This window comes from Chryseobacterium paludis, assembly GCF_025403485.1.
GTDB classification, from domain to species: Bacteria; Bacteroidota; Bacteroidia; order Flavobacteriales; family Weeksellaceae; genus Chryseobacterium; species Chryseobacterium paludis.
Map to the genome: position 1 here is coordinate 1,666,099 of NZ_CP099966.1, position 25,827 is coordinate 1,691,925.

The 25,827-nt window shown below is 34.2% G+C and carries 22 protein-coding genes; 3 read left to right on the plus strand and 19 right to left on the minus strand.

Annotation, left to right across the window (positions count from 1 at the left end):
• Positions 1-7: 7 nt before the first annotated feature.
• The 14 genes from NG806_RS07345 to gndA all read right to left on the minus strand — a co-directional run bounded on the left by NG806_RS07345 (position 8) and on the right by gndA (position 18,644).
• Positions 8-1,315 carry a M20 metallopeptidase family protein gene (locus tag NG806_RS07345; protein WP_261512534.1) on the minus strand — a complete coding sequence of 436 codons (1,308 nt, stop codon included), beginning with the start codon at positions 1,313-1,315 and terminating at the stop codon, positions 8-10.
• A 182-nt stretch (positions 1,316-1,497) separates the two neighbouring features.
• On the minus strand, positions 1,498-2,106 hold the full coding sequence (locus tag NG806_RS07350; RefSeq protein ID WP_261512535.1) for a hypothetical protein: 609 nt from the start codon (positions 2,104-2,106) through the stop codon (positions 1,498-1,500).
• Positions 2,107-2,130: 24 nt separating this feature from the next.
• A complete protein-coding gene (locus NG806_RS07355) occupies positions 2,131-3,111 on the minus strand; it encodes a hypothetical protein (RefSeq protein ID WP_261512537.1) in 981 nt (326 codons plus the stop codon).
• 7 nt (positions 3,112-3,118) lie between these two features.
• Complete coding sequence (locus tag NG806_RS07360) at positions 3,119-5,980, minus strand: hypothetical protein (RefSeq protein WP_261512538.1); 2,862 nt, start codon at positions 5,978-5,980, stop codon at positions 3,119-3,121.
• A complete protein-coding gene (locus NG806_RS07365; RefSeq protein WP_214831419.1) occupies positions 5,977-6,441 on the minus strand; it encodes a DUF4280 domain-containing protein in 465 nt (154 codons plus the stop codon). The genes NG806_RS07360 and NG806_RS07365 overlap by 4 nt, the downstream gene beginning before the upstream one ends.
• A 24-nt stretch (positions 6,442-6,465) precedes the next feature.
• Positions 6,466-7,449: a hypothetical protein gene (locus tag NG806_RS07370; RefSeq protein ID WP_261512539.1), complete on the minus strand. Its 984-nt coding sequence runs from the start codon at positions 7,447-7,449 to the stop codon at positions 6,466-6,468.
• A 55-nt stretch (positions 7,450-7,504) separates the two neighbouring features.
• Positions 7,505-8,263, minus strand: coding sequence for a DUF7738 domain-containing protein (locus NG806_RS07375; protein WP_261512540.1), 759 nt, complete (start codon positions 8,261-8,263; stop codon positions 7,505-7,507).
• Positions 8,264-8,333: 70 nt separating this feature from the next.
• Complete coding sequence (locus tag NG806_RS07380) at positions 8,334-9,260, minus strand: hypothetical protein (protein WP_214831422.1); 927 nt, start codon at positions 9,258-9,260, stop codon at positions 8,334-8,336.
• On the minus strand, positions 9,257-11,698 hold the full coding sequence (locus NG806_RS07385; RefSeq protein WP_261512542.1) for a Het-C domain-containing protein: 2,442 nt from the start codon (positions 11,696-11,698) through the stop codon (positions 9,257-9,259). Before NG806_RS07385 ends, NG806_RS07380 begins: the two co-directional genes overlap by 4 nt.
• A gap of 12 nt (positions 11,699-11,710) precedes the next feature.
• Positions 11,711-13,648 carry a type VI secretion system Vgr family protein gene (locus NG806_RS07390; RefSeq protein WP_261512543.1) on the minus strand — a complete coding sequence of 646 codons (1,938 nt, stop codon included), beginning with the start codon at positions 13,646-13,648 and terminating at the stop codon, positions 11,711-11,713.
• A 446-nt stretch (positions 13,649-14,094) separates the two neighbouring features.
• On the minus strand, positions 14,095-14,685 hold the full coding sequence (gene pncA, locus NG806_RS07395; RefSeq protein ID WP_214831425.1) for a bifunctional nicotinamidase/pyrazinamidase: 591 nt from the start codon (positions 14,683-14,685) through the stop codon (positions 14,095-14,097).
• Between the two features lie 312 nt (positions 14,686-14,997).
• On the minus strand, positions 14,998-15,708 hold the full coding sequence (pgl, locus tag NG806_RS07400) for a 6-phosphogluconolactonase (protein WP_261512544.1): 711 nt from the start codon (positions 15,706-15,708) through the stop codon (positions 14,998-15,000).
• Between the two features lie 24 nt (positions 15,709-15,732).
• Positions 15,733-17,214: a glucose-6-phosphate dehydrogenase gene (gene zwf / locus NG806_RS07405; protein ID WP_261512546.1), complete on the minus strand. Its 1,482-nt coding sequence runs from the start codon at positions 17,212-17,214 to the stop codon at positions 15,733-15,735.
• An 11-nt stretch (positions 17,215-17,225) separates the two neighbouring features.
• Positions 17,226-18,644, minus strand: a complete 1,419-nt coding sequence (gene gndA, locus NG806_RS07410; RefSeq protein WP_261512548.1) for an NADP-dependent phosphogluconate dehydrogenase — start codon at positions 18,642-18,644, stop codon at positions 17,226-17,228.
• Between the two features lie 381 nt (positions 18,645-19,025).
• On the opposite strand from gndA, the gene NG806_RS07415 reads away from it, so the two are divergent.
• On the plus strand, positions 19,026-19,385 hold the full coding sequence (locus tag NG806_RS07415; RefSeq protein WP_214831429.1) for a prevent-host-death protein: 360 nt from the start codon (positions 19,026-19,028) through the stop codon (positions 19,383-19,385).
• A gap of 2 nt (positions 19,386-19,387) precedes the next feature.
• On the opposite strand, the gene NG806_RS07420 is transcribed toward NG806_RS07415, so the two are convergent.
• The 4 genes from NG806_RS07420 to NG806_RS07435 form a co-directional block, all read right to left on the minus strand.
• Positions 19,388-20,287 (minus strand): TolB family protein, encoded by a 900-nt coding sequence (locus NG806_RS07420; RefSeq protein ID WP_261512549.1) that lies wholly within the window; start codon positions 20,285-20,287, stop codon positions 19,388-19,390.
• Entirely contained in the window at positions 20,277-20,867 is a 591-nt protein-coding gene (locus NG806_RS07425) for an ASCH domain-containing protein (RefSeq protein WP_214831431.1), read from the minus strand. The genes NG806_RS07420 and NG806_RS07425 overlap by 11 nt, the downstream gene beginning before the upstream one ends.
• Positions 20,868-20,999: 132 nt before the next feature.
• Positions 21,000-21,413, minus strand: a complete 414-nt coding sequence (locus NG806_RS07430) for a nuclear transport factor 2 family protein (protein WP_214831432.1) — start codon at positions 21,411-21,413, stop codon at positions 21,000-21,002.
• A 71-nt stretch (positions 21,414-21,484) separates the two neighbouring features.
• On the minus strand, positions 21,485-21,883 hold the full coding sequence (locus tag NG806_RS07435; RefSeq protein WP_261512550.1) for a nuclear transport factor 2 family protein: 399 nt from the start codon (positions 21,881-21,883) through the stop codon (positions 21,485-21,487).
• A 148-nt stretch (positions 21,884-22,031) separates the two neighbouring features.
• On the opposite strand from NG806_RS07435, the gene NG806_RS07440 reads away from it, so the two are divergent.
• Together NG806_RS07440 and NG806_RS07445 are read left to right on the plus strand one after the other, a co-directional pair.
• Positions 22,032-23,066: an AraC family transcriptional regulator gene (locus NG806_RS07440; RefSeq protein ID WP_261512552.1), complete on the plus strand. Its 1,035-nt coding sequence runs from the start codon at positions 22,032-22,034 to the stop codon at positions 23,064-23,066.
• A 234-nt stretch (positions 23,067-23,300) separates the two neighbouring features.
• The gene (locus tag NG806_RS07445) at positions 23,301-23,744 is read left to right on the plus strand and encodes an oxidoreductase (RefSeq protein WP_261512553.1); all 444 of its coding nucleotides are present in this window, start codon (positions 23,301-23,303) and stop codon (positions 23,742-23,744) included.
• A 53-nt stretch (positions 23,745-23,797) separates the two neighbouring features.
• Here the strand turns inward: NG806_RS07445 and NG806_RS07450 are convergent, their stop codons facing one another.
• Positions 23,798-25,597: a POTRA domain-containing protein gene (locus NG806_RS07450; RefSeq protein ID WP_261512554.1), complete on the minus strand. Its 1,800-nt coding sequence runs from the start codon at positions 25,595-25,597 to the stop codon at positions 23,798-23,800.
• Positions 25,598-25,827 lie beyond the last annotated feature (230 nt).

Consider the following 25,827-nt stretch of genomic DNA (forward strand, 5'->3'; position numbering starts at 1 on the left):
AGGAGTTTTAGTTTTTATTGAGACGCTCCATAATTAATGATGAAAAACATTTAACTCCTGTTCTGATACTTTCTTCGTCCACCTGAAAATTAGGTGCGTGATTCATCGCAATAATTCCTTTTTCAAAATTGGAACCACCAAGTAAGAAATAAACGCCGGGTGTTTTCTGTTGGAAATAAGCAAAGTCATCATTAAAAAATGGAACCTGTCCGTAATCGGGAGTGACTGCATTTTTTCCATATATATTATCAAGCGCTTTTATAGCAACTCCTGTTAATTTTTCGTCATTGATCACTGTGGGATTTTCCTGTATAAATGACAAAGAAAGCAGTTGGTCTTTATAACCGTTGTCTTCTATTATTTTCTTAACACGAGGAATGATCTCCGTCAGATGAGATTGATCTGTTTCATATAAATAAGCTTCCAGGAAGAATTGATTGTTCTTAGAACGGGTAGAAAAATGTTCATCAACAAACAGATAGTTCTTAAAAATAGTATTGGGGTTCATCAATCCAATTTTTGGATCAACCATATTTTGTATTTCCCATGGCTTACTCCCAGTAGTTGCACGAAATAAGGAACTACTGATCTTTTCCATTAATCCTTTTGCATCGTCTTTTGATAGCTCATTTTTTAACTGGATTCGTATTCTTTTCTGATAGGCAAACATCTCATTGGGTTTAACCATTATTTGTCCTACCGGTAGAGCTGACACATGCAATCCGTAGATCTCATCAGGGTTTATTTTGGACAGCAATCCACTATCAACCATCGACTTGGCACCCACAAAGGTTTCTTCTTCCGGTTGAAATATAAAATACACTGTTCCCTTTATAGATTCCTTATTTTTTGCAAGGACATCAGCTATTCCCAATGCAATAGCCATATGCACATCATGGCCGCAACCGTGCTGAATACCTTTTATTTTAGATTTAAAAGCCACTGCATCAGGAAAATCGTTTGGCAATGCATCCATATCAGATCTCCACGCAATTTTTTTTCCTTTTTTACCTCCTTTTAAAATTCCCACAACACCATGACCATACACATCTGTTTCCACTTCAAGCCCCAGATCAAGTAAATATTGTTTTATGATCTTTTGAGAACGAACTTCGTGACCTGCCAATTCCGGATTTTCATGAAAGTCTCTCCTGATGGCTACCAGTTTTTTAAAGATGCGATCTGTTTCAAGCTCAATAGACTCGTGAACTAAGTGCTCTTTTGTCTGTTTTGGATTAGCAGTTTTATTTTTCAGTTTTTGAGCAGATGCAATGGTAGTAACAAGGCACATTAAACTTAAAGCAAGTTTTTTCATAGTCTATGGACGGCAATTTTAAACACTTAAAATAATCAAACAAATATACCTCAAATGATATTTGCTAAATTGTAAAAATGTAAGCCTCTTCATGAAAACAATTATGGCGCTTGATCTGTTACATTCAAGCAATTTATACCACTTTATATCACTAAGTTATGTAAAGAAGGTGTATACATTCATCAAACGTCTATATTTCTGTATCGATTTGAGTAGTAGATTGATATTATAAAAAATACATTATATAAAACATTAATAAAATATCCATAATTATATTTTTCCGCCGAAAGTCCAGAATCTATAGAATATCCTGAAATATTAATTATTACAGCAATAACTAGCAATGCTAACCAAAAAAGAATAAAGCTTACCGTGTTTCCTTTTAAGTTATCTATGGATTTTTTATCTTTTAATGAATATGAATAAATATAATTAGGCAACCAGGAAGCCACTGTAAGTAGCATAGATAGATTAAAGGACATGAAAAAAGGGAACAATGTTAATGCCAACAATGCACAAAAAAAATAAATAGCTACAAATCTATTTTTATCCTCTTTTTCACCTTCCTTATAAATAAACAATGGAATATTCATCAGTAATAGAAAAAACAACACCCAAAAATTAAAGAAAGAGGATTTTTCTACATTTTTGTTTTCTAAAAACATATACAAATTAAAGCCAGCCCATATCAGGTTGATTCCTATTTGCACAAATGCAGATCGGGTCAATGGGCTGGTTTTCTTTTTATTCTCCCGGTATTGTTGTTGAACTTTTTCAAGTTCTTCTTGCAATTTCTTGTTTTTGCTAAACATTCCTTATCTAATGATTTGCAGGCTGTCCGTCCCCTTTGGAATATACAGTAACATGTCTATAAAAGTTTTTCTATTCATCCCATTTTTGTCAATATCATCATAGCCTAATAGAGACTCACCACGATTTAACCCTTCTTTTGGTTCTAATCTAACTATTTTATTATTGGCATAAAATTTCATCACATAATTTTCTATAGGATAAACATTTTGCGAATATTTATCTGAATTAGCACGTGTTGTAGATACAGATTTTCCCTTTCTACCTTTTGTTGACTGAAATTTTGTTATCATGTCTTTAGGAAAATACTCTGCCTGATACCATTCTGAGTCTGCATTTAAAAAAATTGTATTCAAATAGTCATAATCCTTTTCTTTAAAGGCTGAAACCATATTTTTATAGAAGCTTACAACTTTTAATTCTAAGTCTTTTTGATTTAATTTTGACAGGTCTTGTCCATCCTCCCATCCTTTTATAGTATAAGGTACAGAAGCTTCGAAATTCATGCTGGTTCTATATTCTGCTAACTTTGAATAATCAATGTTCTGATCACTATTCTTAAACTCTAATACCTCTTCCGGAGTTTTTATTGATCCATCCTTGTTCCATGCCGTTTTTTCTACTTTCAGGATAAAGTTCTCACCATTCTCAAGAAAATTCTTTTGAGTTCCATTATTATCATATCCCGGATAAAGCTCAACCTCAATGCTTTGTTTCCCACTTTTCAGAATAGAGGAATTAATATTTACTCTTGCCATTCCAGGAATTTTATCAAAGTTTGAATAAACAGGAACTCCATTTACCATTACTTTGAAGTTAAATATAGATTGGATATCTAATTGATAAAGCGGTTCATTGTCAAATTTCTGAATTTTTTTAGAAATATATTCTATTCTCTGTTCTGCCGTCATTGTTTTATTTTTTGATTCTTGTGCACAGCTAATAAGACTTGCTGTCAATAATAATGTTAATATAAATTTTGTCATTATCTCATTATATTATAGGTAATTTCCAACCTGTTTTCCATGTATAAGCGTCTAGTACTACTATTTTTCCATCTGCGGTATAATGTATTCCGTCTTTTTCTTTTAATGCTTTTATATCACCTGCTCCTCCATCATCAGCAACAAATCCAAGACTGATATTAGCTTCAAGTAACAATCCTTCAAATTTTACTTCAGGCTCTACATAAATACTGTGGGTGTCAGCTTTTGTAACAAACTCCAAAGCTACTCCTGTCTTTACTTCAACACTGGCTTCAATGTATGCTTTTGATTTCCAAAAAACAAAAACTTTCATACTTCCATTAGCCTGTAAATATCCTTTAATAGCAACTGAAACCTTTCCACCAAATTTACAAGGACTTCCATCATCATCCTTCATAAGTCTGGTCGTAAAATCACTGCCGGAAGCAGTGTTAATACTTCCCTTTAAAGACCCAAAAATTTCACTGCTGATAATTAGATCTAAATTAATATCAAAATTATCACCTAATGCTTCATCAAGGACATCAAGTATAGCAACAACTGCAAGAACTACAGGATGTTTAATTTTGTATAGCAGCTGATAGAGATCATATTTTGCTTCAATTCCAAATAAAGGATCTAAATTAATTGCCCCTTCTATTAAAGTACCCATTACCGGAGTTTTCAAATCTGAAGGTGCTTCAGCACACCAGCTTACAGAAAGTCCCACTTTCGGTGGCGTAAGTTCGAAACTCCAATTGCTTTTACTTTCACCTCCCCTTTTTTTAATAAGCTCCTCTAGTTTTGCTTTACGGTTACTGATTGTGGCATTACCAGAAGGGGAATTTCTGGTAGTTTCGCTATTATTTCCTTTAACAATTTTTTCAATAAGTTCCTTTAAATTTACAATCTTTTGAAGAAACTCTTTAGCTTTACCAAATTCAGAACTAAAATCGAGTGCTGCATACGGCCTGTCAAATTCACAAATCAGATTGAATTCTGCATCAAGTGTACCATGTGCTTTTTTAATAAGATTCGTAGCCTGACTTCTTACAGAATTACTTTTACGCGCCCTGTTTCTTTCCTGCGAAGCCTGTTGAATTTTTCGTTTGTTTTTTTTCTTTTTATCTTTTGGAATATTTCCTTCCTGCTGGGCATTTAGCTGCTTGATACGTTCATCGGCTTCCAGCTCTTTAAGTTTCCATGTTTCATGATATTCTTCCCTTAAATCATTGAATTTTTCACCATCATAATTATAAGCTATCTGAAGAGTCCATTTTGTATCTGGATAGACAATAATATTTAATGGGGTGCGAAATGCACACGTATTGAGATTTACGGGGTATTTTTGAGCAGCCCAGCTACTATTGGGCCAAATGGTGTTTACCAGACCAATCAAAGGACTCATTGTATTGCCCCAACTGTAATCATAGCCTATCTTTAACTTAAGCAATTCATCAGTCGGAGGCTGGTATTCAAACGGATAAGAATCTTCTAATATTTTAAAGCCTGATTGTCCTTTCACTTTTTTACCACCCGAAACCAAAGTAATCGCCTGGGTCAGGGTACTTTTATTTTCTGCTTTTTTTGTCTGTGCTTCACCTCCACTAAATAGTTCTTTGCTTTCCGCTAATCTCCATTTCCTTTTTTTTGTTGTACTATCGATCTTCAGAAGCTCTTCTATTTTTGAGATATCTATTACTTTTCCTGTATGCCTTAGCTTACCTTCATACAGACAATCTTTTGAGTTGACGTCTTTTAATTCAATGGTCAGTTCTTTTCTCATTTTATCTACTCCAGCAACAACAGGAAATATTAACTGTGTAGGATTTGGATTGTCTTTCAGTGGAAAAACCTGTATATCTACTTCCTCTTCATCCTTTTTATACTTCCCATGAATTTCTGAATAACCACAAGGTAGAAAATTAGCATAGTTCGTTTCAACATCTCCAACTAATATCACTTGATTTCCTGTAGGTTCAAGCAAAGAAACCCCAGTATGTAATTTTACTATATTAATACTATTCTTATCGCATTCCAATTCCTTTCCTGAAAAAAAGACAGAGGCTTTTAATTGAATTGAATTTTGATCAAATTTATTATTTTCATCATTTGCATAAAAACTCCAAACAGGATCAACGTAAATATTTGTTATACATTTCTGGTAATTTACACCATCTTTTAATTCACTTTTAGTGGTGTTAAAAGCAGGTTTATTCTTAGAGAGATATACTCCTACTTCTCTCGTAATTTTAGGAAATGAATTGGGTAATTTTTCTTTACTAATTTTATCCAATTCTACTTTTTCACCATCTTTCTTCCATTTTCCATCCACTTTTTCGTGCATAGGTAAATCCTCTGCCTTATAATTATTGTCAAATAATTGTATTTCTATGTCTTCCCCATATAATCCATCTGTATAAATATGTAACTGAATAGTTTCTCCATATTTTACATCTCTGGTTATTTTTTTACCATCGTTATTAATGTCATATTCTCTCCATTCATAACCAAAAACTTTTGGTTTAGTTTTTACTTTTACAAATACTCCATTTTTTGTGCTGTTCCCTGGTTTACCCTTTCCGAGAATGTAAGGTTCCAACCATGCGATCCCACCCCAATACAGACTAATAAAATTCATGGAGTGGCCTTTAACCTTACCAATACCTACAGTGGTATTATAAGAACCTTCCTGGAAATCAGGTTTATGTTTACATACACTCCAGATCCATACTAAATTATTTTGTTCGTCAACTGCCAGTTTATCCCAGTTTTCAACTTCTGCTCTTAAATATGCTTTTCCTTCCTTTGGTTCCAGAAGGACATACTTATTCGTTTCGTTATACTGATCTTTACTTTCAGGATATATTTTTATTTTAGGACTATTCATGACAATACATTTAACTGGACATAACTTTGATTATCAACAAAAAAGGGTAACATCTCAGTTAAAACTTCCTTATCTGCATTCTTCGCATTCTTCTTGGTGGCTTCAGCTGTCTGTCCGTGATTAATGATCATTATACAATCAGGGCCACCAATAGGGCATGTTGCCTTACTGTCTTCCAGTAAAACTTTTCCACTATTATCCTGAAGTGTTATCTTTTCGTAGAAACCACTCCATTGGGTAACTATAACCTGACAAGGATTATTATTTAATTTTGCACAACTTCCAAAAGTGTTTTTCTCAAACGTTTTGCCAATATCCATATGTGTGGCTATCAGTTTATCACCGCCATCCTTATCATTGATATAGCGTTTACTCTGTGTCTTCACCTTAAGTTTATCTGGCGTAGTACCAAAATTACACTTGCAGGTAGCACCTTGGCAGACTAAATGTTTTTCACTCATCTTGTATTTTTTGGCATTTAATTACTATGATCTATTCTGGTCATAAAACTGAAAATCAATCATATATTCTATCTCTTTTTCAAAAGTTGATAGATATCCATTGATTGAAAATATTTCGTTGGTTTCCTGATTAAATTTATACAAAAGCTCAACTTTCCCTTTTTTTCTGTTTTTATTGAACATATCTTCTTCTTCGGTTCCGGTGATCTTTAATGCTATTCTATTCCCTCCCGTATATTCATGACTTAAAATATATTCAACTTCATATCCGACATTACGTGAAAGACCTGAAAAGTAGATATCCAAAGAATCCTTCTTTAAAAAATACGGATAACTTTGATAAACAGGCATAAAGAACAGTTTATAAAATGTATTCCTGCTAAATAAATCTTTTTTTGAGTCGATGTCAGCATATGCCTGGTTTAGCTGTTCTATTATTTCGTCTGTAACTTCTGACTGGTAATATTCTTTCAGTTTTGGAAAACATTCTGTTTGCCAACGTTTAGCAATGTCTTCATTATTCAGTATACTTTTAAGTTCTCCATTCTTGTTGGTAGAAACTTGTAAAGGGTACAAAACCTGTTCAGCTTTCTCAAACAGCTGCTCAATAATTTTGTCGATTTCCTGGTTATTTATATATGTCTTTTCCTTTATCAATTCAATATACGCTTCTGTTCTTTTTACTCTGATTGTATAATGAATCTGTAAATTTTTAGGCTTAAACTTTATAATTACCCCATACACTTTATCACTCGGTTTCTCTGGAAGTTCTATTGTCGAACTTTTCAGCAACCTAACGTCCCTTACCTTATATTTTTCTGAAGGAATATAGATGTATTCAACATATTTAGGTAATGAAACAGTCAGTAATTCTAAAAGACCACAGTGTCTATTATGAAAGCCCACAAGTTCTTCAGCTGTCATATCATATTCATTACAGAGAATTTCCAAATTAAGGATTCCCTCTGTTTTTACTTTGATATATTCTTTTACGACAGAATCTTTCATAATTCTTTAATACCCTTTGACTAACAATTATTTTGTTGCTGGTGCTGCGTATCAGCTATTTCTTTTTCTTTCTTTCTTCAAATGAAGCCTCTGTTACCTTTCGGCTGTCATGATCTGATTTCGACTCAAATCCTATTTTAAGATATTCCAATTTCTTGGTCGCAGTATAAGTTAATTCATAATACTGTAACCTTCCGTCTTTACATTCCGCTCCCGGAGCACGGTAATCACCACCAAAAGTCTCAGTTGTAGTTCCTGAATCATTTACACCATCAATATCATCATCTACATATCCGAATTTACCTGAATAAGGAAGATCTGAACGATAAGAATTAATCTCCTCAACTTTCATACCCGCTTTTACCGGAAAACCATTAAGATTAACAGCTTCTTTATATACTTTAAAGGGATAGATGTAATTTTTCTTCTTTAATTCATTTTCAGCATTAAACTTTTTTACCTGATCATCACTTATTAATGATTTTCCACCCTCCATATTTCGAGCTGCTATATTTTCTCCAGATTCAAAATCTCTTGCGTGATTTAACTGCTGAGACTTACCTTCCGGGCTATCCAGATTGAGAAAGAAAATATACACTCCGGCAACTTCTTTATTATTGTTCTGCCAATCATCTATCGCAATACCCAAATCATCCCAGACATAGGCAAGATCTGTATCCCGGCTTGGTTTTCCCAATACTTTTATCCAATCTTCAATCGGTGTTCCCAACTCTAACTTTTTCCCTTTGTAGGTTAATCCACAGGATTCTATTTTAATAGTGGCTTGGGACACATCTATAGTTTCTTTTTTCATATTTTGACATTGAAAATTTAATATTGCAAATAACAGTACTGAAAAGATGATCTTTATTTTATTTCTCATTTTATTTATTACTTACAAGGTATATTGTTGAACGACTATTGTCATAATATCGACGTACTATTACTTTATCATTAAATGGATTTTTCCACTGCATTAAATTTATCTGATCCAGATTGTTGTTATAATATTTAAAATCCATACTATTCTTACCAATTTTCAGGCGGTAATAGGCATATCCATAAGGGTAGAATGAGAAGAAAAAGTGGTTTCCAGAACTGCTATTTCCTAATACAGATGTTTCATACAACTTTAAATTAGTTTCAGTCTGGATCATCTTTTTTCCTGAAAATAAACTAAACATCTTTTTTTTACCCTCATATTGTTTTTTTAATTCATAATCATACAGACAATACTCTTTATCTTTATAGGTATACAAAATATAACCCGAATCTTCAAAACTATAACAAGATATATAATTTGAACTTATTTTTCTCCCCAGAATCTTTAATTTTATACTATCAACTCTTTTTTGTTTAATACTATCGTTGTTCTTAAAATCCACTTGTGAATTTTCTAAGCTTGTACGAATAGAATCTCCAATTTTATATCCATTTATGATTTCAATCTTTTTTATTTTGGACCAAGGAAATGAATATTTATAAACCCCATCATTATTGTACACATAAATATTTTTATTCTCGTCTACCTCAATATTATAAAAATCATTTTTTACTTGCCATATCTTTTTAAAATCTCCATTGTAAACAAAAAGAGATTTATCACTGGTTGCATAATAATATTCTGAATCATGTTTTAAATTTATAATACTGTCATTAATAGAATCCATTTTAAACTTAGAATCTGAAAGCTTAGGAAAAGAATCCTGATCAGGATGCTTATCTTTTTCCGGTATAGAATAATTACAACTAAAAAGAAATATAAGAAGAAGCAATCCTCCAATAGATCTTATAAAAGACGCTTTTCTCATTTGGTCATTTTTTCAAAATATCCCATGATTTCTTTTATCTTCTTTACCGCCTCCGTGTTCATTTCTTGTAGTTCGTGCTCTGCATGATCATAAATAGTACCATATTTTAGATCTTTTGTTATAGCAGGGTTTCTTGCTACCCAATCATTCAGATATTTATCACACCATCTTGCATTGGGAGATGATGGATGTACAAAATATGTTTTGGTGGTATAATCAGCTAAGGCAGAACCGTCCATTCCATTTTTAAACCTTGTGGTCACTTCTTTTATTGCCATCTTTGCCAGTTCTGCACTGATCTTATTCAGCGGATGAGAATAGCTGTCTTTTGCAATCTGGGAGTGAGAAGGATTAACACCATAATTGGTATTCAGATGGGACTGTGCTTCTGGAATAACCTCATCAAAAGAACCCAGCACCAGATTGAAAACAAGTTTCGGGAAAAAGGCCATGATCTGTCCGGTATACCCCATTCCTTTCTGAAGGTTTTCGGCACTACGAGCTCCTAATTTTTCAAAGAAATCCCTCGACATCCACTCTTTCTTGTCTGCATTCTGATATTCCTTTGCAAGAAAATCCTGAAATTTAAGAAATTGATTGAACCAAGATAGCCATGTAGCGAATTCTACACCCAGATAGCTGGAACTTTTCTCCGCTTTATCAGATTTCTGTCCTTTAGAAAGATCTTCCAGGACACTAATAATAAATTTCTCAGCCAGAGATCTTTGTCCCGGTACCCGTCTTTTGTATTCTTTGATTTTAGGATCAAACAAAAGGTCTCCCATTTTCGGTCCGACACTGGCCATTGTATCATCAGTCAAAAAACGACCGCTGACTACTGGAATTCCAGTATACTCTTTTCCTTTATAATAAGACACCCATGGATAAGCATCAACTCCCAGTCTTCTCAAAGAGATTTCAACAAAATTGGTATGTGAGAAATAATCTTCCAAAACGTGAAGTGCCCCTCCCAAATGTCTGAAGCCTTCCGGTGTTCCTCTTTTAGAAACCGCAAGTTTAAGTTGTTCTTTTACATAGGTAACAGAAGACGGACGTTCAGGAAAGTCTTTCCAAAAGAAAGATGACATATTTCTGGTTGCGTCTATTTTCCAGGATTGACCATTATCTCCGGCATAAAGTTTTTTTTCTGTACCCGTTCCATCATACATAAAAGAAATAACCTTTCCTTTATCATCTTTAGCATCAGATTCATCTGCCAGTCCAAAAGGATTATCAATATGCTCTTCCGGACGGTAAATTCCAAGAATATCTTTTGTAAGGCCTCCATATTCTTTATTAAATTTTTCTTCCAGTGTTTTATAATCGTCAGCAGGATTTTTTCCCGCATCTTTCAATGGATCAAAAACAAATTCTCTAATAGCCAGAATTTTGATCAACTGCACCCAGCCTTCATGTGAAAGCTGCATTGGGCTTACTTCTTTGATCACCTTATTTTTCTGGGCTTTAATAGCCGCATTCGTTCCTCTTACTGTAATTTTTACAATTACCTGGGAAAAATCCCTTAACCAGTTTCCAAAATAAATTTTACGAACCTGTTCTTCTGTATACAGCTCCTTTGAAACTAAAGCTTCAAATTCTATATCTCCATGAGCAAAAGCGGCATTTTTATTGTGTTTCCTGTTTCTTCCGGCACCGTAATTGGAAATATCGTCAGTAGGATCTTCATCATATTGCCTGTCTTCTTCCACATACGCCGTGACTTTGGAATGTAAGGTAGAAAAGTCTATGATAAGATCACCCTTAAAAGTAGGAAGTTCTGCCTTGGCAAAATTCAGCTGAGATTCATTAAAGATGTCAAACCTAAACAAATAATAAGCAAACTTTGCCCCTTCGTCTATCACATCTGTATCAGGAATTCCGTTGGAAGTTAGTTCTGTACGCAGAAGATTATCTATATGGTGACCATATTCTTCAACCAGCGCTGCCATTAATTCAGCTCTTTTATCATTGTCTTTCGAAGCTTCTTCTACAAACTTTTCATTAACAATTATTTTTTTCCTTTTATTACTGTATCCGGCGGGACCACCTCTCCTTCCTACCAAACCTTTAGAAACAATAATTTCAGGAGCTTTGATCTTGTTATCGCTCAGATCTCTGTAAAGCCTGCTTAATGCCTCAGCATCGATCTCATAACCGAAAATCTGGGTCATAAATAACATGAAGGTAATCTCTCCAAGCTCTTTTGCAAGACTCATCAGCTGCTCGTGAGCATAGGTACTTTCAAGTTTATATTCACTTTCCTGCACATCTATCGGAGGTGGAACAAATTTTTCCGGCTCTCCGTAAACTACTCCATTCTCTTTTCCTATCTGGATAACTTTACTTCCAATATTTTCAATGTCATCTTTAGAGTACCTTTTATAGTCCCCACCGATAACTTTGGTGATATTCCCTTTAACAATTCTTGTTCTGCTCATGGCTGTAATGATTTAAAAATTATTACCCTTCTCTGAGCTGTTATTCTTTACCGTTTTATCAGAATGCTGTTCGTTAGTACCCGTACTTTGTGTTATGATCTTACCTTCACTTACTTCATTTCTCTCTTTCTTTGTCTCACTGTGTACATCTCCATCTATAATTTCCGTAAGTTTTCCTGTAATCATCATACTTGCATCGCCAACAACAGAAGTAATTTTCATCGCACCAACACTTTGTGTGTCATTCATTGTAACAGATTCGGTTTTATTCATCCCCACTATATTACTTTGATCGGCACCTACAGTAGTGCTCATATTTTGCCCTACATTAATCATGAGATTTTCTCCTGCTATAAAGGTCATATTTTTGGGAGCACTTACTGTAATATTCCCTTTGCCATCCATAAAATAGGAATTGCCACTAGGATCTTCAATAAAGATACTTCCTTCAGTATCATTAAAGATTACTTTATTACCACTTCTTGTCTGAATGGATTTAATATGATTTTCAATTCCTCCACCCAGAGCTACCTGACCATGAAACATTCCACCCATTGCGAAAGGAAAATCGGGATGATTATATTCGAAGCCTATCATAACCTGATCTCCAACTTCTGGAACTGCTACAAATCCTCTATTCTGAGTAATCTGATCAGTACCTCCTGCATCGGGGCTCATCATCCGGATAAAATGGGTCGTATTATTTTGCTGCCAATCGAAACGTACCTTGATGCGGCCTTGATTGAGAGGGTCGGTATTAGAAATGACTGTTGCAATTTGAGGCACTGCATTGGGTGTTTCAAATTGAGGTTTGGGCATAAAACCGGTTCCATCGGCTATCGCTTCAAACGATCCTGTATAATATCCTCTTGCATCTACTTCGTGAGTGGCTTCTGTGATCATTAATTTCGTAAAATGCGAGGTTTGGTTTGTGTCCGGCTTTCTCATTTCAATATCTGCAGTACATCCCGGATATAAAAATGGGACTGTGGTATTTCCTGAAACCGTAAAAACCTGGACAGCTGCACTTCCTGCTGCGCTTTTTTGAGACTGATCTACATCTAATGAAATATTAGCATTAATAGGAGCCGGAGTTAATGACTGACTTGTAAAAATATTATCATTCAACTGGTAAGCATTTGAAGCTAACTCGCCAAGGTGCTGAATGTTTGTAGATGTACTTAACATTTTTGTGTTGCCGATACTGTCATATCCAAAAAATTGGGGTTTGGTATGTACCGCATTCATCTCAACTTGCACATCAGTTACATTGCTTCCATAAACAAGCTTTACCGGTTTCTCTGAAGGAGGAAGATTTCCAAAGCGCAGAACATACCCATCATAATAAAACTGCTCTCCATAAGCCTCTGCAATCCTTGCCAGGTAATTATAGTGGGTTTCATTGTATTGAGCACTGTAATTGATATAACTCTTATTCCGGCTGTCTACATTAAAATCAAATTTCCCTGAAGCTGAACCTAATGTTTCTTTGATAACGTTTTCGGCAATAATCCCTGTGTTTACAGATTGATCCCCTCCGAAACTTTGTGTATGAGGGGCAGAATCCATTAGGATAGTAGGGCTTTTTCCTCTTAAAATAACATTGCCCAGACTCATCTTATCCTGGCTGAAGGCTACTTTTGTAATAAGCCCCACAAAACTTCTTTCTGGGCTCTCATTTTCGGCATCCTTATACCTAAATGTTACGGTCAAACGCTGTCCTAAGAACTTTTGACTATCCAAAAGGTTATGATTTTGTGCTTTACCTAAAGAATCATGCGCTAAAATTAACTCAAAATCATGGTGTTTTTTGGCACTCTGTTCTAGTCTGAAATGTTTAAAATGCTTGATTATATGGCCATCTATAACGATATCCAACTTGATTACACGGTTTATACCTGCGATGTTATTCTCTGAAATTCTTTCTGAGTTGGAAATACTTCTTTTCATTGGTGTTATTTCATGAAATATAGAAATATTTTACCTTTTCATCCTCTTTTAGTATATAAATTTAAAAAATTGTAGTAGAAGTACGATTTTTTTTAATGAAATCATTTGGATTTATTTGTGCTATTTTAGAAGTATTAAAACATTTTCAGATCAGATTTACGCATAGAATATTTGCCTGTTTTAATTAGTATTTTACTTTTTGGGAATTACAAAAGTAAAGAGAAAAACCTAAATAAAGCGATTAAGTTGCATTAATATAAAAAGAAAACAATCTGCTTATTAAATTGGTGGATATCTATAAAGCAAAAAACCTTCAAATTAATATTTGAAGGCTTTATTTTTAGCAGAGTATGAAGAATTATCAAAAATAGATTCTAAACCGCTGCAAAAATTTTTAATTTATTTTAGTCTAAGGAGAAAATATATGTAAATAAAACATCAAACAATTAAATCACAGTTCCTCCTTTCGATTGAAAATCTTTCTTAACACGCTCATATCTTTCTAAATCTATCGGCTTAGAGGCGTTCTCTATAATGCTTGATTTAAAGCCTAAATCTAAGGCATCATTAGCTGTATAATACACACAAAAATCAGCTGCCACACCGCAAACTGCCACCTCTGTAACTCCTCTACCTTTAAGATAATCGGCCATGCCTGTAGATTTTTTCCTACCATTATCAAAAAAGCCACTGTAGCTATCAATTTCTTTATCCATCCCCTTTCTAAAAATAGCTTCAATAGCATTCGTTGAAAGTTCTGGAACCAATTCAGCTCCTTTTGTTCCTTGGATACAGTGCTCTGGCCAAAGCACCTGATTTAATCCGTTTAATGATATTTCTTCAAAAGGTTTTTTATCCGGATGGGAGGTAAAAAAACTTTTATGCCCTATTGGGTGCCAATCTTGCGTGGCTACTACGAGATCATATTTTGACTGTAACTCGTTAATTGTTTGTACAATTTCATCACCATGGTTAACAGCTAGTGCGCCTCCCGGTAAAAAATCATACTGTACGTCGATAATAATTAAAGCATTCATAAATAAAATGTTATTAGTTTAATGGTTGAAAGCAAATTTAACCATTTTTCCACATAGTGTGATTTTTTTTCTTATAAAGCATTATATTTTATCACAATTTATTGAATTAAATACCATTTACGCATTTAATATCAACTTACACATATAATAAAATTACTTTCAATACTATTTTCTCCCTACTATAATTTTTATCACATTAATTTCAGGCTAAAAAACAGCACTATTAGAAATCTAATAGTGCTGTTTTTTCTTGAAAATGATTATTGGTTTTTAAATCCAACAACTAATCATATTTCTTTAAACTAATATTTTTCAGCCTTTTGCTTTTTCATCTGTAAAAAACAGAAATCCTTCCTTTTTCTCAATAAGCTGTAGTGGATACAATTTAGGATTGTATTCTCCATTTAACACCTCATTCAATGCCTGTTTTTTTGACTCACCAAATGCAACGACCAGTATATTTTCAGCTTTATTGATCAATGGTGCAGTTAAAGTGATCCTGAACATTTCCTGAGGTTTCAGATAATACGCAGAGACCCATTTTTCATTTTCATCCAAAACACTTTCACCTGGAAATAAAGAGGCAGTATGCCCGTCATCTCCCATTCCTAGAAGGATAAAATCAAAAATACCTTTATCTCCAAGAACACTTCTGATCTGTTGCTCATATACTTTAGCATAATCCTCAGGAAGTATTCCGTCCTGATACATTGGAAAAATCTGATCTCTATTCACCGGAACTTTATCAAGAAGGGTTTCGAAAGTCATCCGTGCATTGCTTTTATCATCATCCAGAGGAACCCATCGCTCATCTACCCAAAAGAAGTACACCTTATTCCATTCAATTTTTTCTGCATATTCTTGCGTTGCCAACAAATTAAAAATTGCTTTAGGAGAAGAACCTCCACTTAATGCTACAACAAAACGATTGTTTTTCTGAATAGATTTTTTTGAAAGATCAACAAATGTATCAGCTGCCTTTCTATATAATTTTTCCAGATCTTCAAATATGGTAATATTCATTTTTAGTCTATTTAATTTATATTGTTACACCCAGCTGTGACCTTGTCTTTCAACCAATGCAATACTTTCTTTTGGTCCCCAACTTCCTGCTTCATAGTTTGGAAAAGATGACTCTTTATTATTTTCCCAGGCTTCCTGTATGGTTTTTACAACATCCCAGGCTTCTTCTACCTGATCAGAACGCATAAATAAAGTAAGATCACCTATAAGTGCATCCAGCAATAATGTTTCATAGGCTTCAGGAGTATCTTCCTGACAGGCCAAATTATCAAAAATCATTTCAACCGGCTTTAAAACCAATGAAAGTCCCGGTTTTTTTGCCATAAACTGAAGTCTAATATCCATCAGTGGCTGAATATTGATAATAAGTCTGTTAGCTGATAAGTGTTGAGAACTCTCTGAAAATGTGGAATGTGGGAGTGGCTTAAACTGAATGGTAATATAAGAATGCTTCTCTTTCATTTTTTTTCCGGTACGAACGTAGAAAGGAACATCCTGCCATCTTTCATTATCCAGATAGAATTTTACAGCTACAAAAGTCTCTGTATTAGAATCCCCGGCAATCCCATCTTCCTGATGATAACCTTTAGCCTCAACTCCGTTTATAACCCCTTTTCCATATTGACCTCTTACTGCATAATGATCAACCTGATCAGATGAAATCCTGCGAATTGACCTAAGGACATCCACTTTGCGATCTCGGATCTCACCCGATTCTACTGAAGCAGGAGGCTCCATAGCAACCATACACAGAATCTGTAATAAATGATTTTGAACCATATCCCGTAATGCTCCGGTCTGCTCGTAGAAAGCTCCCCTAGTTTCAACGCCCACTTCTTCGGCAACTGTAATCTGTACCGATTCTATATATTTATGATCCCATAATGGTTCAAAAATAGAATTTCCAAATCTAAAAGCCAATATATTTTGTACCGTCTCTTTTCCCAAATAATGATCAATACGGTAAATTTGTTCTTCTTCAAATGTTTGTGCCAAAAGACTATTGAGTTCTATCGCCGATTGTTTATCATGACCAAAAGGTTTCTCAATGATGATACGATCTTTTTTAGAATCAGAAGCTAATGAGGCATTTTTAATGTGATTGGAAATAGTGGAAACAAAATCAGGTCCGATCGATAAATAAAACAACCTGTTCCCTCTTGTTCCATAGACCATATCAAAATCCTCTAATTTCTGATACAGGTTCTTATAGGAACTCTCCTCATCCAACTGATGTTGAAAATAGGTAATATGAGCTTGGAAACCTGCCCAATCTTCTGAAGTTATTTTTTTCCGTGAAAAATTTTCAAGATTTTCTTTAATGTAATTTTTAAAATATTCGTTGGTATTATCCGCCCTTCCCAGTGCCAGGATATTAAAGCCTTTGGGCATCCTGCCATCTATATATAAATTATAAAATGCCGGGAAAAGTTTTCTTTTTGCCAAATCTCCAGTAGCACCAAAAATGATTATCGTCGTTGGTTTTAGGATTTTATTTTCGTTCATTTTTCCGAATTTTAGTTATTTGTACTTTCCCAAGAAGTATGAAAAACACCTTCTCTATCAATCCGCTGATAGGTATGTGCTCCAAAATAATCACGTTGAGCCTGGATTAGATTTACTGGCAACGATTCCGTGGTATAGGCATCAAAATAACCTAAAGCAGTCTGAATTCCTAAACTTGAAATTCCATTTAAGGCAGCAAACGCAGCTGTTTTTCGCAATGAATTAACTTTTTCTTTAACAATGACTGAGATCTCTTTATCCAATAAAATATTGGAAAGATTAGGATTCCTGGTATATGCCGAATAAAACTTTTCTAACAGAACTGAACGAATAATACAGCCTCCTCTCCAAATTTTCACAACGTCCTTTAATGGAATCTCAAAATGATATTCATCAGACGCTTTCACCAATAAAGATAAACCTTGTGCATAGCTGATTAAAGTAGCCAAATAAAGGGCATCTCCCACTTCCTTGATAAATATATTGATATCCTCCGGACTTGTAATTTCTTTTTCTGAATATAACCCAGAAGCCTGAATTCTTTCATCTTTATATGCTGATAAAATTCTCGATGTAACAGCAATATCTATTGTTGGGATAGAAACACCAATTTCCATAGCTTGTTCTGAAGTCCATTTTCCAGTTCCTTTTGCTCCCGCTTTATCTAAAATCTGATCTACAAGATAATTATCCGTTAATGAATCCCTCTGTTGAAAAATATCTCGCGTGATCTCGATCAGAAATGAGTTCATATCACCATTGTTCCAGTCTCTAAAAACTTCGTATAGCTGCTCATTATTTAATTTAGCTCCTCTTTTCAGTAAATCATAAGCCTCACTGATAAGCTGCATAATGGCATATTCAATTCCATTGTGTACCATTTTCACATAGTTTCCGGCAGAACCTTTTCCCATATAAGCTGTACAAGCTTCCTGATCAACTTTTGCAGAAATGGCTTCAAGCATTGGCTTAAGAAGATGGAAAGCTTCCACATCTCCACCTGGCATAATGCTAGGTCCTGTTCTTGCACCTTTTTCACCTCCTGAAACTCCCATTCCCATAAAGTGTAGATTTTTTGATGCTAAATCAGCAATACGCCTGTTGGTATCTTCGAAATAAGAATTACCAGCATCAATAACGATATCCCCACTGCTTAAAAGTGGTGTAATGCTTTCCAGGACTGCATCAACTGGTTTCCCTGCAGGAACCATAAGAATGATTTTTCTTGGGGTTTCTAGCGCAGATACAAAATCTTCTAGTGTTCCTGTACCTTTTACTTTCATTTCTGAAGTTGCACCTTCTTCAAGTTCTTTTACCTTCTCTTTATCAAGGTCAAATCCTGCGATTGAAAACCCATTATCAGCAATATTATAAAGAAGATTTCTCCCCATTACTCCGAGACCAACCATCCCGTAATTATATCTCTCCATTTTATTTATATTAATATGAATTCTGTTATTCCTGTTAAACAAAGAATAAATTTACGCAAATGCCTAAGAGGAAAAAAATAAAAGAGCGGAAAAGTTCCCTAACTTTTTACATATAGCTAATTGATAAGCTGATAGTATGATGCTCACTTTTATAATCATACTTAAGAATAAAAAAAATCCGACTCTTGTCAGAATTTTATGTAAACGCCATCTGTTCTATTAATTAGGGCATATATATTTCTTTAAACGGTGAATAAAAGCACAATTCTTTAGTATTCTGTATCTAATAACTGAATGGGGCGTTATAATTATGAAAATAATCTATCAAAAAATGACTGCTATTTAGTACAATTAACTATATATTTGCCAAAATTTAAATTCATGAACTACAAACTTGCGCTTAATACGCAGGAGCCTAACTCTAACATTGTTTTTAATACAATTATATTTGATTCATTCAAGATTAATATAATTGAGAGGTATGCTGGATCAATGAGTTCTCATCCAAAATTATGCGAAGTTATATTTAAGGTCAGAACTTTAGATGATAATCTGATTGAAAAAAGAGATGGTAATACAAGGGTAAAAATCACAGGTAGCGATTTCGAAGCCTATCTGAAATTAACTCAAAAACTGAATTCATACGAATATAAAAACAAACTGATCAATAGAAAAGACAGCGAGCAGGATTATGTTCATTTTATTCTGGGTTTGGTAATTTCTAATTATAATCTCAATTAGTTTTACTTTTTTTGATCAAATTTGTAACCTATCCGGTAAATATCAGTTCGTCCGGGGCTTTCTGGAAGATGAGAACTGAAATACAGGTACCCAGCCTCATTAAAATTAACCGAAGGTCCAAAGGTCCAGAATTCTTCAGCATTGATTTGAGAAGGTAATGGTGTTGGGACACCAAAGCTGTTCTTATTTTTATAGGACACAAAAAGAGCTGCTTTTTTATTTTTGCCAACAAGTGAAGTAAAAATCAAAGTATGATTGTCTGGCAATAGAACGGCATCAAAATCATCTTCCGGGCCATTAACTTTAGATCCCAGATTGACCACTTTTGAAGAATTTCTTAATGGCAATTCAACCGTGAAAAGATCCTGACCACCAAAACCGCTGTGTCCATTAGAAGAAAAAAAGAGATTCTTAGCTTTAGCATCTGTTACAGGAGCCCATTCATTGCCGGAGGTATTAATTTTATCCCCCATATTTACTGGTGGATCAAAAGCATCTGTAGTTGCATTGTAACTTGCAAAATAAATATCATCGCCACCAAAACCCTCTGGGCGATTTGAAAAAAAATATACTCCCTTTCCATCTGGCGAGAAGAAAGGATCAAAATCATTAAAATCACTGTTGAATGTTGCTGGTTTGGGAGTTGTCCAGTGTCCGTCTACATAACTTGACTGCCAAATATCCATATCCTCTTTTCCTTTAATCCAACCAATTCCTCCCCAAAGCATTTTTTTATTATCGGGGCTAAAGGACATCTTTACGTCAGCATTAGGTGTTGATACCAAAAAAGGCATAAATAATTCAGAATGATCTTTGAAGATAATTTTTTGGCTTTTTACAGGTACTGAAATAAACATCATTATGCTTAAAATACCCATGCAATATTTTGATCTATTTTCCATAGCACTCAATCTTTTTAAGATATTCATTTCCTAATGGTGAAAGTTCATAACCTACCAGATGACTTATCGTTAGACCCAGATTCTTTAGTTTTCGAATATTAAGTTTAAGCCACTCTTTTTCAAATCCCGTCAAATTTGCAATTCCAATTGCGTGAAGCTTAGGATTTTCTTTTATAGTACATAAAACAGATTTTGTCCAGGATCCATGTTTACTGAATTGATCCATGCGCTCCAGCTTTTTTGTCAGATCTGTAAATTGCTGTTGTGACAGTTCCGATTGTTCTCTTAACTTAATACGCGGATCTGTGGAATGATAACTTACTTTTATTTTAAAAAGTATTCCTGTGCTGTTGTTCTTAAACGATTTTTGCAAATCCTTTTTATCAATAAAACCTGCATTTAAAGCATCTTCATCGGTTATATCATTTTCATTCACGGTTTCAATGTTATGGATTTTAACTAAGCCGATAGAAGTATGTAAAAGGCTTCCAGTCTTTACAGAAGCCTTTTGCCAGTTGCGAAAAGCCAATGTAATTTTTCCAGATTTGATACCTTGCAGATGTACTTCCTTAAACAGCATACTTCGTTAAATTTATTCCATTTCGTAGCTTAAAGCTACATTTAATCATAATTGTATTTAGTTTAAGATAAATATACTTAAATAAATTTTTAATGGATTAAACTATTTCATCCATAATAAGAGAGCATAATTTTATTGATCTAAAGCTTTTACTAATCCAAAAGTGTCTTCCAGCAAGGTATATTTTACAATCAGCCCATCAATAATCATTATTTCAGTGAAGAATAGTGATCTGAAATTTTGACCAGTTTTAATCATAATTGTTTCAAAACTTCCTGAACTAAGTACTACATTTCCATCGGTTACTATATGATCAATTTTTGCAGAAACGGGTTTTGTATTTTGCCATAAAAGCTCAAAAAACGCTCTTACCTGACTACTGGTTTTTCTGTGTCCCAACCAAGGTGCAATTGTTTCGTTACCTGGAACATACCAGTCCAGCTTTTCAGGGAACAGTTTCATTATCATTTCAATATTACGTGCTCCCAATGCTAAATAATATCTTGAAACGACATCGATTGGGGCTTGGCTTTCAATTAATTCCATTTATTTACTTTTAAATTATTATTTGCCTGCCAGATTCAATTCACTTGATCTGGCAGGTTTTAAGTTTTATTTTAGCTCTTCCAGAAGTTATCCTCCTGTGTCATATCTGCGGAAAAAATATCTACTCTTGAGATTTTATCATGCTCAACCGTATAAATATCCGTATTGTAGACATCAAGTTTTTCTCCGGAAACTTTTTCTGCTGTCCAATGTAGCTGGCATGCAACCCGGTTATCATTTATGCTAATGGAATTAAAAGCATTTAATTTTAGTGTATTACCTGTAATGGCAAACATCTTTCCTACCATTTCAAAGACTTCCTGCTGAGAATTCTTCAATCCTGAAACATCATTATTTCCAGGCTGGGACCATTTTACTTCAGGGTCTAATAAAGAACCAATTTTTTCAAGATCAAGTAGTTTAACGGCTGTCAAAAATTCTGTTACTAATTGTTTTTGTTGATTTTCCATACAATTTTTTATTTTTTGTCTGGGTCAAAGTTCGCCGCTTTACCTGAAATCTGAAGTACCCCAAAACGACATTTAATGATCATTTCCCGCCAAACTTTACGCTCACCTGCCAGAATATTAATATTTTAGCATACTATAGTGATCTACCATGGAAGACCAATCTAAAAATTTCTGCTCAAAATTAATCAGCTACACAGTTCAGCGAGATATTTCTGTGGATCAGCTACTCCTTTCTTCAAACATCACTCTAAAGGAACTGACCAATTCAAAAAAGCCACTTAGCCCCAAACAAATTGATAATCTATGGATTAATGCAGTTACCATGACCAAGGATAATATGTTTGGCCTTCATCTTGGAGAATCCTTACAGTTGCAGGCTCTTGGAATAGTAGGAGAAATTATCAAAACAAGCAAAACTGTAGGTGAAGCACTGATGAATGCTGCTCCACTTACCCGCTTGATCACAACGTCAGTCGAACTTAGTATTTTCAAGGATGATCATCATTTCTCTATAGCTTTTATCCCTCTCAACCCTTCTTGGCATAAGAACATTGTCGACATACAAATAGTCGATCTTTTAATGGTTTTGGTGATACATGAACTTAATGGATTATTATTTAAAAAGCTTTATCCCAGCTCCGTCAGCTTTGCCAGACCATTGGAGAATCCTGACGAATATGAGCGTGTTCTACGTTGCAAACCTCAGGACAATGCAAAAATCAACCAGATTTCATTTGATCTGTCTTATTGGGATGAAAGAATTATAACTGCCAATCACGAACATCAAAAACTTCTGCTCAGCCAATCAGGTATTTGGCAAAATAATGTTATTACCGAGCCATTATTTAAAGACCGTGTGTACAATTATATACGTGCAAACTCTTATCTGAAAATGATTACCCTGGAAGATCTCGCAGGTAACTTCAACCTCAGTACACGAACTCTTCAGCGTAAATTAAAAATTGAAGAAATTAATTTTCAGCAGCTTGCTGATGAAGCGCGTAAAAACCTGGCTTTAATGTATCTTAAAAATGATTCTTTTCAAGTAACTGAAATATCCATTATGCTAGGTTATAATGAATTAAGTGCATTTATACGTGCATTCAAACGATGGACAGGAATGTCCCCTGCACATTATCAAAAAACGTTACGCCAATCACTAAAAGAAGTTTCTTCTTATTAAAAAATATTTCAAACGTATTGACCCGAACACTATTGTCAAGTATTTAACTAACCTAACTCGCTCATCAAGCTGAGTACTTTCCGTTAACTGATTTCTGGCAAATTTCAATAAAGATGGTTAGATTAAAAAATATCCATTATAAAATAAAAATCATCCATTTCTTACGAATGATTAATAAATCATCTTTGCAACAGACAAAATTTACATATTTAAAACCTTAAAAATTCAAACAAAATGTCTGTTTCTGATCTATTTAAACCACTCACTCTGCTGCATGGTCCGGCAATGAGAAACCGTTTCATGCTGACTCCATTAACCAGCCAGCAAAGTGATCATGATGGTACCGCATCAAAATATGACCAATTGTGGATGGAACAGCTTTCAAAAGGTGGTTATGGATTGATACAAACCAGTGCCGCTACTGTGGAGGCGGGAGCCATTGCATTTGAGCATCAGTTGGGTATTCACAGTGACAAGCATCTGCCCGGATTGATCCAAATGGCTACAGCTATTCGAGAAGGAGGTACATTATCTGCAGTACAATCTTCGGAGTTTAAAATCCTGGAGACTGAAATCATTCCAAAATGGGGTAAAAAACCTACAATTGAATCAGGAATATTGCAACATGAATGTGAACTCCTGAATCAGCAATTTACAAATTATCTATCCAATCAATAAAACCTCGTGCAGGCTTCTTTGATATAGATCTTAGATAAGTCAAAACATTCTTATCAATTTCCAAAATTCACAAAATGAGGAATGTCTGTTCCAAAATTGTTGATTGGCAGAAGGTTGTTTCTATTACTATTAAAATCAAAAACCGAATTATTATCGAAAGGAACACGGGGATAATAGGTAAAAGAAATCTGGATCCTATTGAAAACGAGAAATGGATTATTAATTAAGACACCAATTCCTATTTTTGTGTTTGCATTTGTTTTCAGGAGTTTATCATCAGGCATCCCTAACCAACCGACTGCTGCAGTTAAATACGGACTGAAATGAAAGTTCTTCCACGTTTTATTAATAAACAGTTGAAGTTGATATCTTAAAACCAATTTTTTAGTTCCTATATAATCTGAATTATAAACAGGAAATTCATCTGCAGAAGAAAGATTAATTCTGTCTTTATAAGTATAATTGTGTTGTGGATTTCCCAATGCCAGAGTCGGAGAAAAGAAATGTCTTACTTTAGCAAATTTCCAATCCATAAGATGGGTAAAATAAGTTCCATCCAATCGGAAAGATTCGCGATTTTGGTCATCTTCATTAAAAAATCTTCCAAACTCAGCTTTCAAATTGAAATAACCCAACTTTGTAAATTGACCATAAGATCCTGAAATTCCCACATAGGGTTTAACATCATTACTTCTTGATAAACCTCCTGCAGTAAAATTTACCGAATTACCATAAGCAATATCCTCTGGCAGATCATATTGAAAAATATTCTTCTGAACCGAAAAATTCCTGTGAATAAATCCGATAGACATGAGAAAACTGTTGTATGAGCTAAAATACTTATACTGATCACTTTCAGGACTGTCTTTGTATTGATAATTTTGAAATCTCCCAACCACTGAAATATTGCTGGAGACTTTTTCACTTGGGTCAGATGAAATAGGGATTTGATAACCACCCCATAAGTCCTGACTGAACACTTTGATCTGAACTTCCGGATAAGTCGTATCAGTTTCTATAGGAAGCAGAACATTTCGCATAAAATATTCAAAAGTAAAACCACCTGCCCATCTTGTCAGAGGTGAGAAAAAATCTCTTCTGACATTGAAATTGATCCTCTCATTTCTAAAAAAATCACGTTCCCCCAGAACCTGGGCATTGATATAAGAACCAAAAAGATTATATGCTGTATAGCTTCCCAAAAGATAGTTTTGTTTTTCCTTGGAATCATTTCTATAAAGAAAATCCAGGGTATGGCCTAATCCCAATACATTTTCTTCGGTAACCCCCAAACCTATTTTACTTCCTGAATAGCTGACTCTCGGTTTTAGGCTCCAGGAATCGAGAACTTTTACAACAACATCAATAGAATCTTTGCTGGAGGTACTATCAGAAACACTGATATTAACTCTGTTTATAAAAGGCATTGTTCTCAGCAAACGTTCAGATTCGTAGAGTTTCTGAGCATTATATTCTTCACCTTCCTTAAAAAGCAAATAATTATTAACTGTAGAAGTTTTTGTGTTAGAATGAAGATGATCAATCAGCCAATCGTACCATTTGAGTTTTTCTTTATTATCTTTAGAGCCATATCCAAAAGGATCGATGGTCTCTACCCGGATTTTTCTGATATATTTTTTATTGTAAGTCTCCTGAAGCATCTTTTCGGTCCTGGATTTAACAGAAGCTGAATCCGCTTCCCTACGAAATATCAAACGATGAATGAATTTGGTAACTTTTCTTTGATCTGAAAATTCTTCTATTTTATAATAAAGAGAATCTTTTTTTTCCTGTGCATTTAAAAAGGAAAAACCACTTATAAGCATAATTAAAATTACAATCGATCTAGTCATTAGTCATCAAAAATTCAATAAGATTTCTAATATCAATTTATAAGCCAATAAAGATTAAAAACATACTAATATCTCGAAATATTCATGTAAAGATTAGAAGTCGTTGTTATTTTGAATTTTCGAAGGCAGCAGAAACATAGCTTAGTAGATAAGAACCTTACCATAAACCATTGCGGATATACTGGATTTTGAAAATATGGCAATTATTATCATTTAGTGTTAAAGAATTA

Bases quoted from the DNA above. Each gene is read 5' to 3' on its own strand.
- NG806_RS07345 (WP_261512534.1), bottom strand. From the start codon at position 1,315: ATGAAAAAACTTGCTTTAAGTTTAATGTGCCTTGTTACTACCATTGCA.
- NG806_RS07355 (WP_261512537.1), bottom strand. From the start codon at position 3,111: ATGACAAAATTTATATTAACATTATTATTGACAGCAAGTCTTATTAGC.
- NG806_RS07360 (WP_261512538.1), bottom strand. From the start codon at position 5,980: ATGAATAGTCCTAAAATAAAAATATATCCTGAAAGTAAAGATCAGTAT.
- NG806_RS07365 (WP_214831419.1), bottom strand. From the start codon at position 6,441: ATGAGTGAAAAACATTTAGTCTGCCAAGGTGCTACCTGCAAGTGTAAT.
- NG806_RS07370 (WP_261512539.1), bottom strand. From the start codon at position 7,449: ATGAAAGATTCTGTCGTAAAAGAATATATCAAAGTAAAAACAGAGGGA.
- NG806_RS07375 (WP_261512540.1), bottom strand. From the start codon at position 8,263: ATGAAAAAAGAAACTATAGATGTGTCCCAAGCCACTATTAAAATAGAA.
- NG806_RS07380 (WP_214831422.1), bottom strand. From the start codon at position 9,260: ATGAGAAAAGCGTCTTTTATAAGATCTATTGGAGGATTGCTTCTTCTT.
- NG806_RS07385 (WP_261512542.1), bottom strand. From the start codon at position 11,698: ATGAGCAGAACAAGAATTGTTAAAGGGAATATCACCAAAGTTATCGGT.
- NG806_RS07390 (WP_261512543.1), bottom strand. From the start codon at position 13,648: ATGAAAAGAAGTATTTCCAACTCAGAAAGAATTTCAGAGAATAACATC.
- pncA (WP_214831425.1), bottom strand. From the start codon at position 14,685: ATGAATGCTTTAATTATTATCGACGTACAGTATGATTTTTTACCGGGA.
- pgl (WP_261512544.1), bottom strand. From the start codon at position 15,708: ATGAATATTACCATATTTGAAGATCTGGAAAAATTATATAGAAAGGCA.
- zwf (WP_261512546.1), bottom strand. From the start codon at position 17,214: ATGAACGAAAATAAAATCCTAAAACCAACGACGATAATCATTTTTGGT.
- gndA (WP_261512548.1), bottom strand. From the start codon at position 18,644: ATGGAGAGATATAATTACGGGATGGTTGGTCTCGGAGTAATGGGGAGA.
- NG806_RS07415 (WP_214831429.1), top strand. From the start codon at position 19,026: ATGAACTACAAACTTGCGCTTAATACGCAGGAGCCTAACTCTAACATT.
- NG806_RS07420 (WP_261512549.1), bottom strand. From the start codon at position 20,287: ATGGAAAATAGATCAAAATATTGCATGGGTATTTTAAGCATAATGATG.
- NG806_RS07425 (WP_214831431.1), bottom strand. From the start codon at position 20,867: ATGCTGTTTAAGGAAGTACATCTGCAAGGTATCAAATCTGGAAAAATT.
- NG806_RS07430 (WP_214831432.1), bottom strand. From the start codon at position 21,413: ATGGAATTAATTGAAAGCCAAGCCCCAATCGATGTCGTTTCAAGATAT.
- NG806_RS07435 (WP_261512550.1), bottom strand. From the start codon at position 21,883: ATGGAAAATCAACAAAAACAATTAGTAACAGAATTTTTGACAGCCGTT.
- NG806_RS07440 (WP_261512552.1), top strand. From the start codon at position 22,032: ATGGAAGACCAATCTAAAAATTTCTGCTCAAAATTAATCAGCTACACA.
- NG806_RS07445 (WP_261512553.1), top strand. From the start codon at position 23,301: ATGTCTGTTTCTGATCTATTTAAACCACTCACTCTGCTGCATGGTCCG.
- NG806_RS07450 (WP_261512554.1), bottom strand. From the start codon at position 25,597: ATGACTAGATCGATTGTAATTTTAATTATGCTTATAAGTGGTTTTTCC.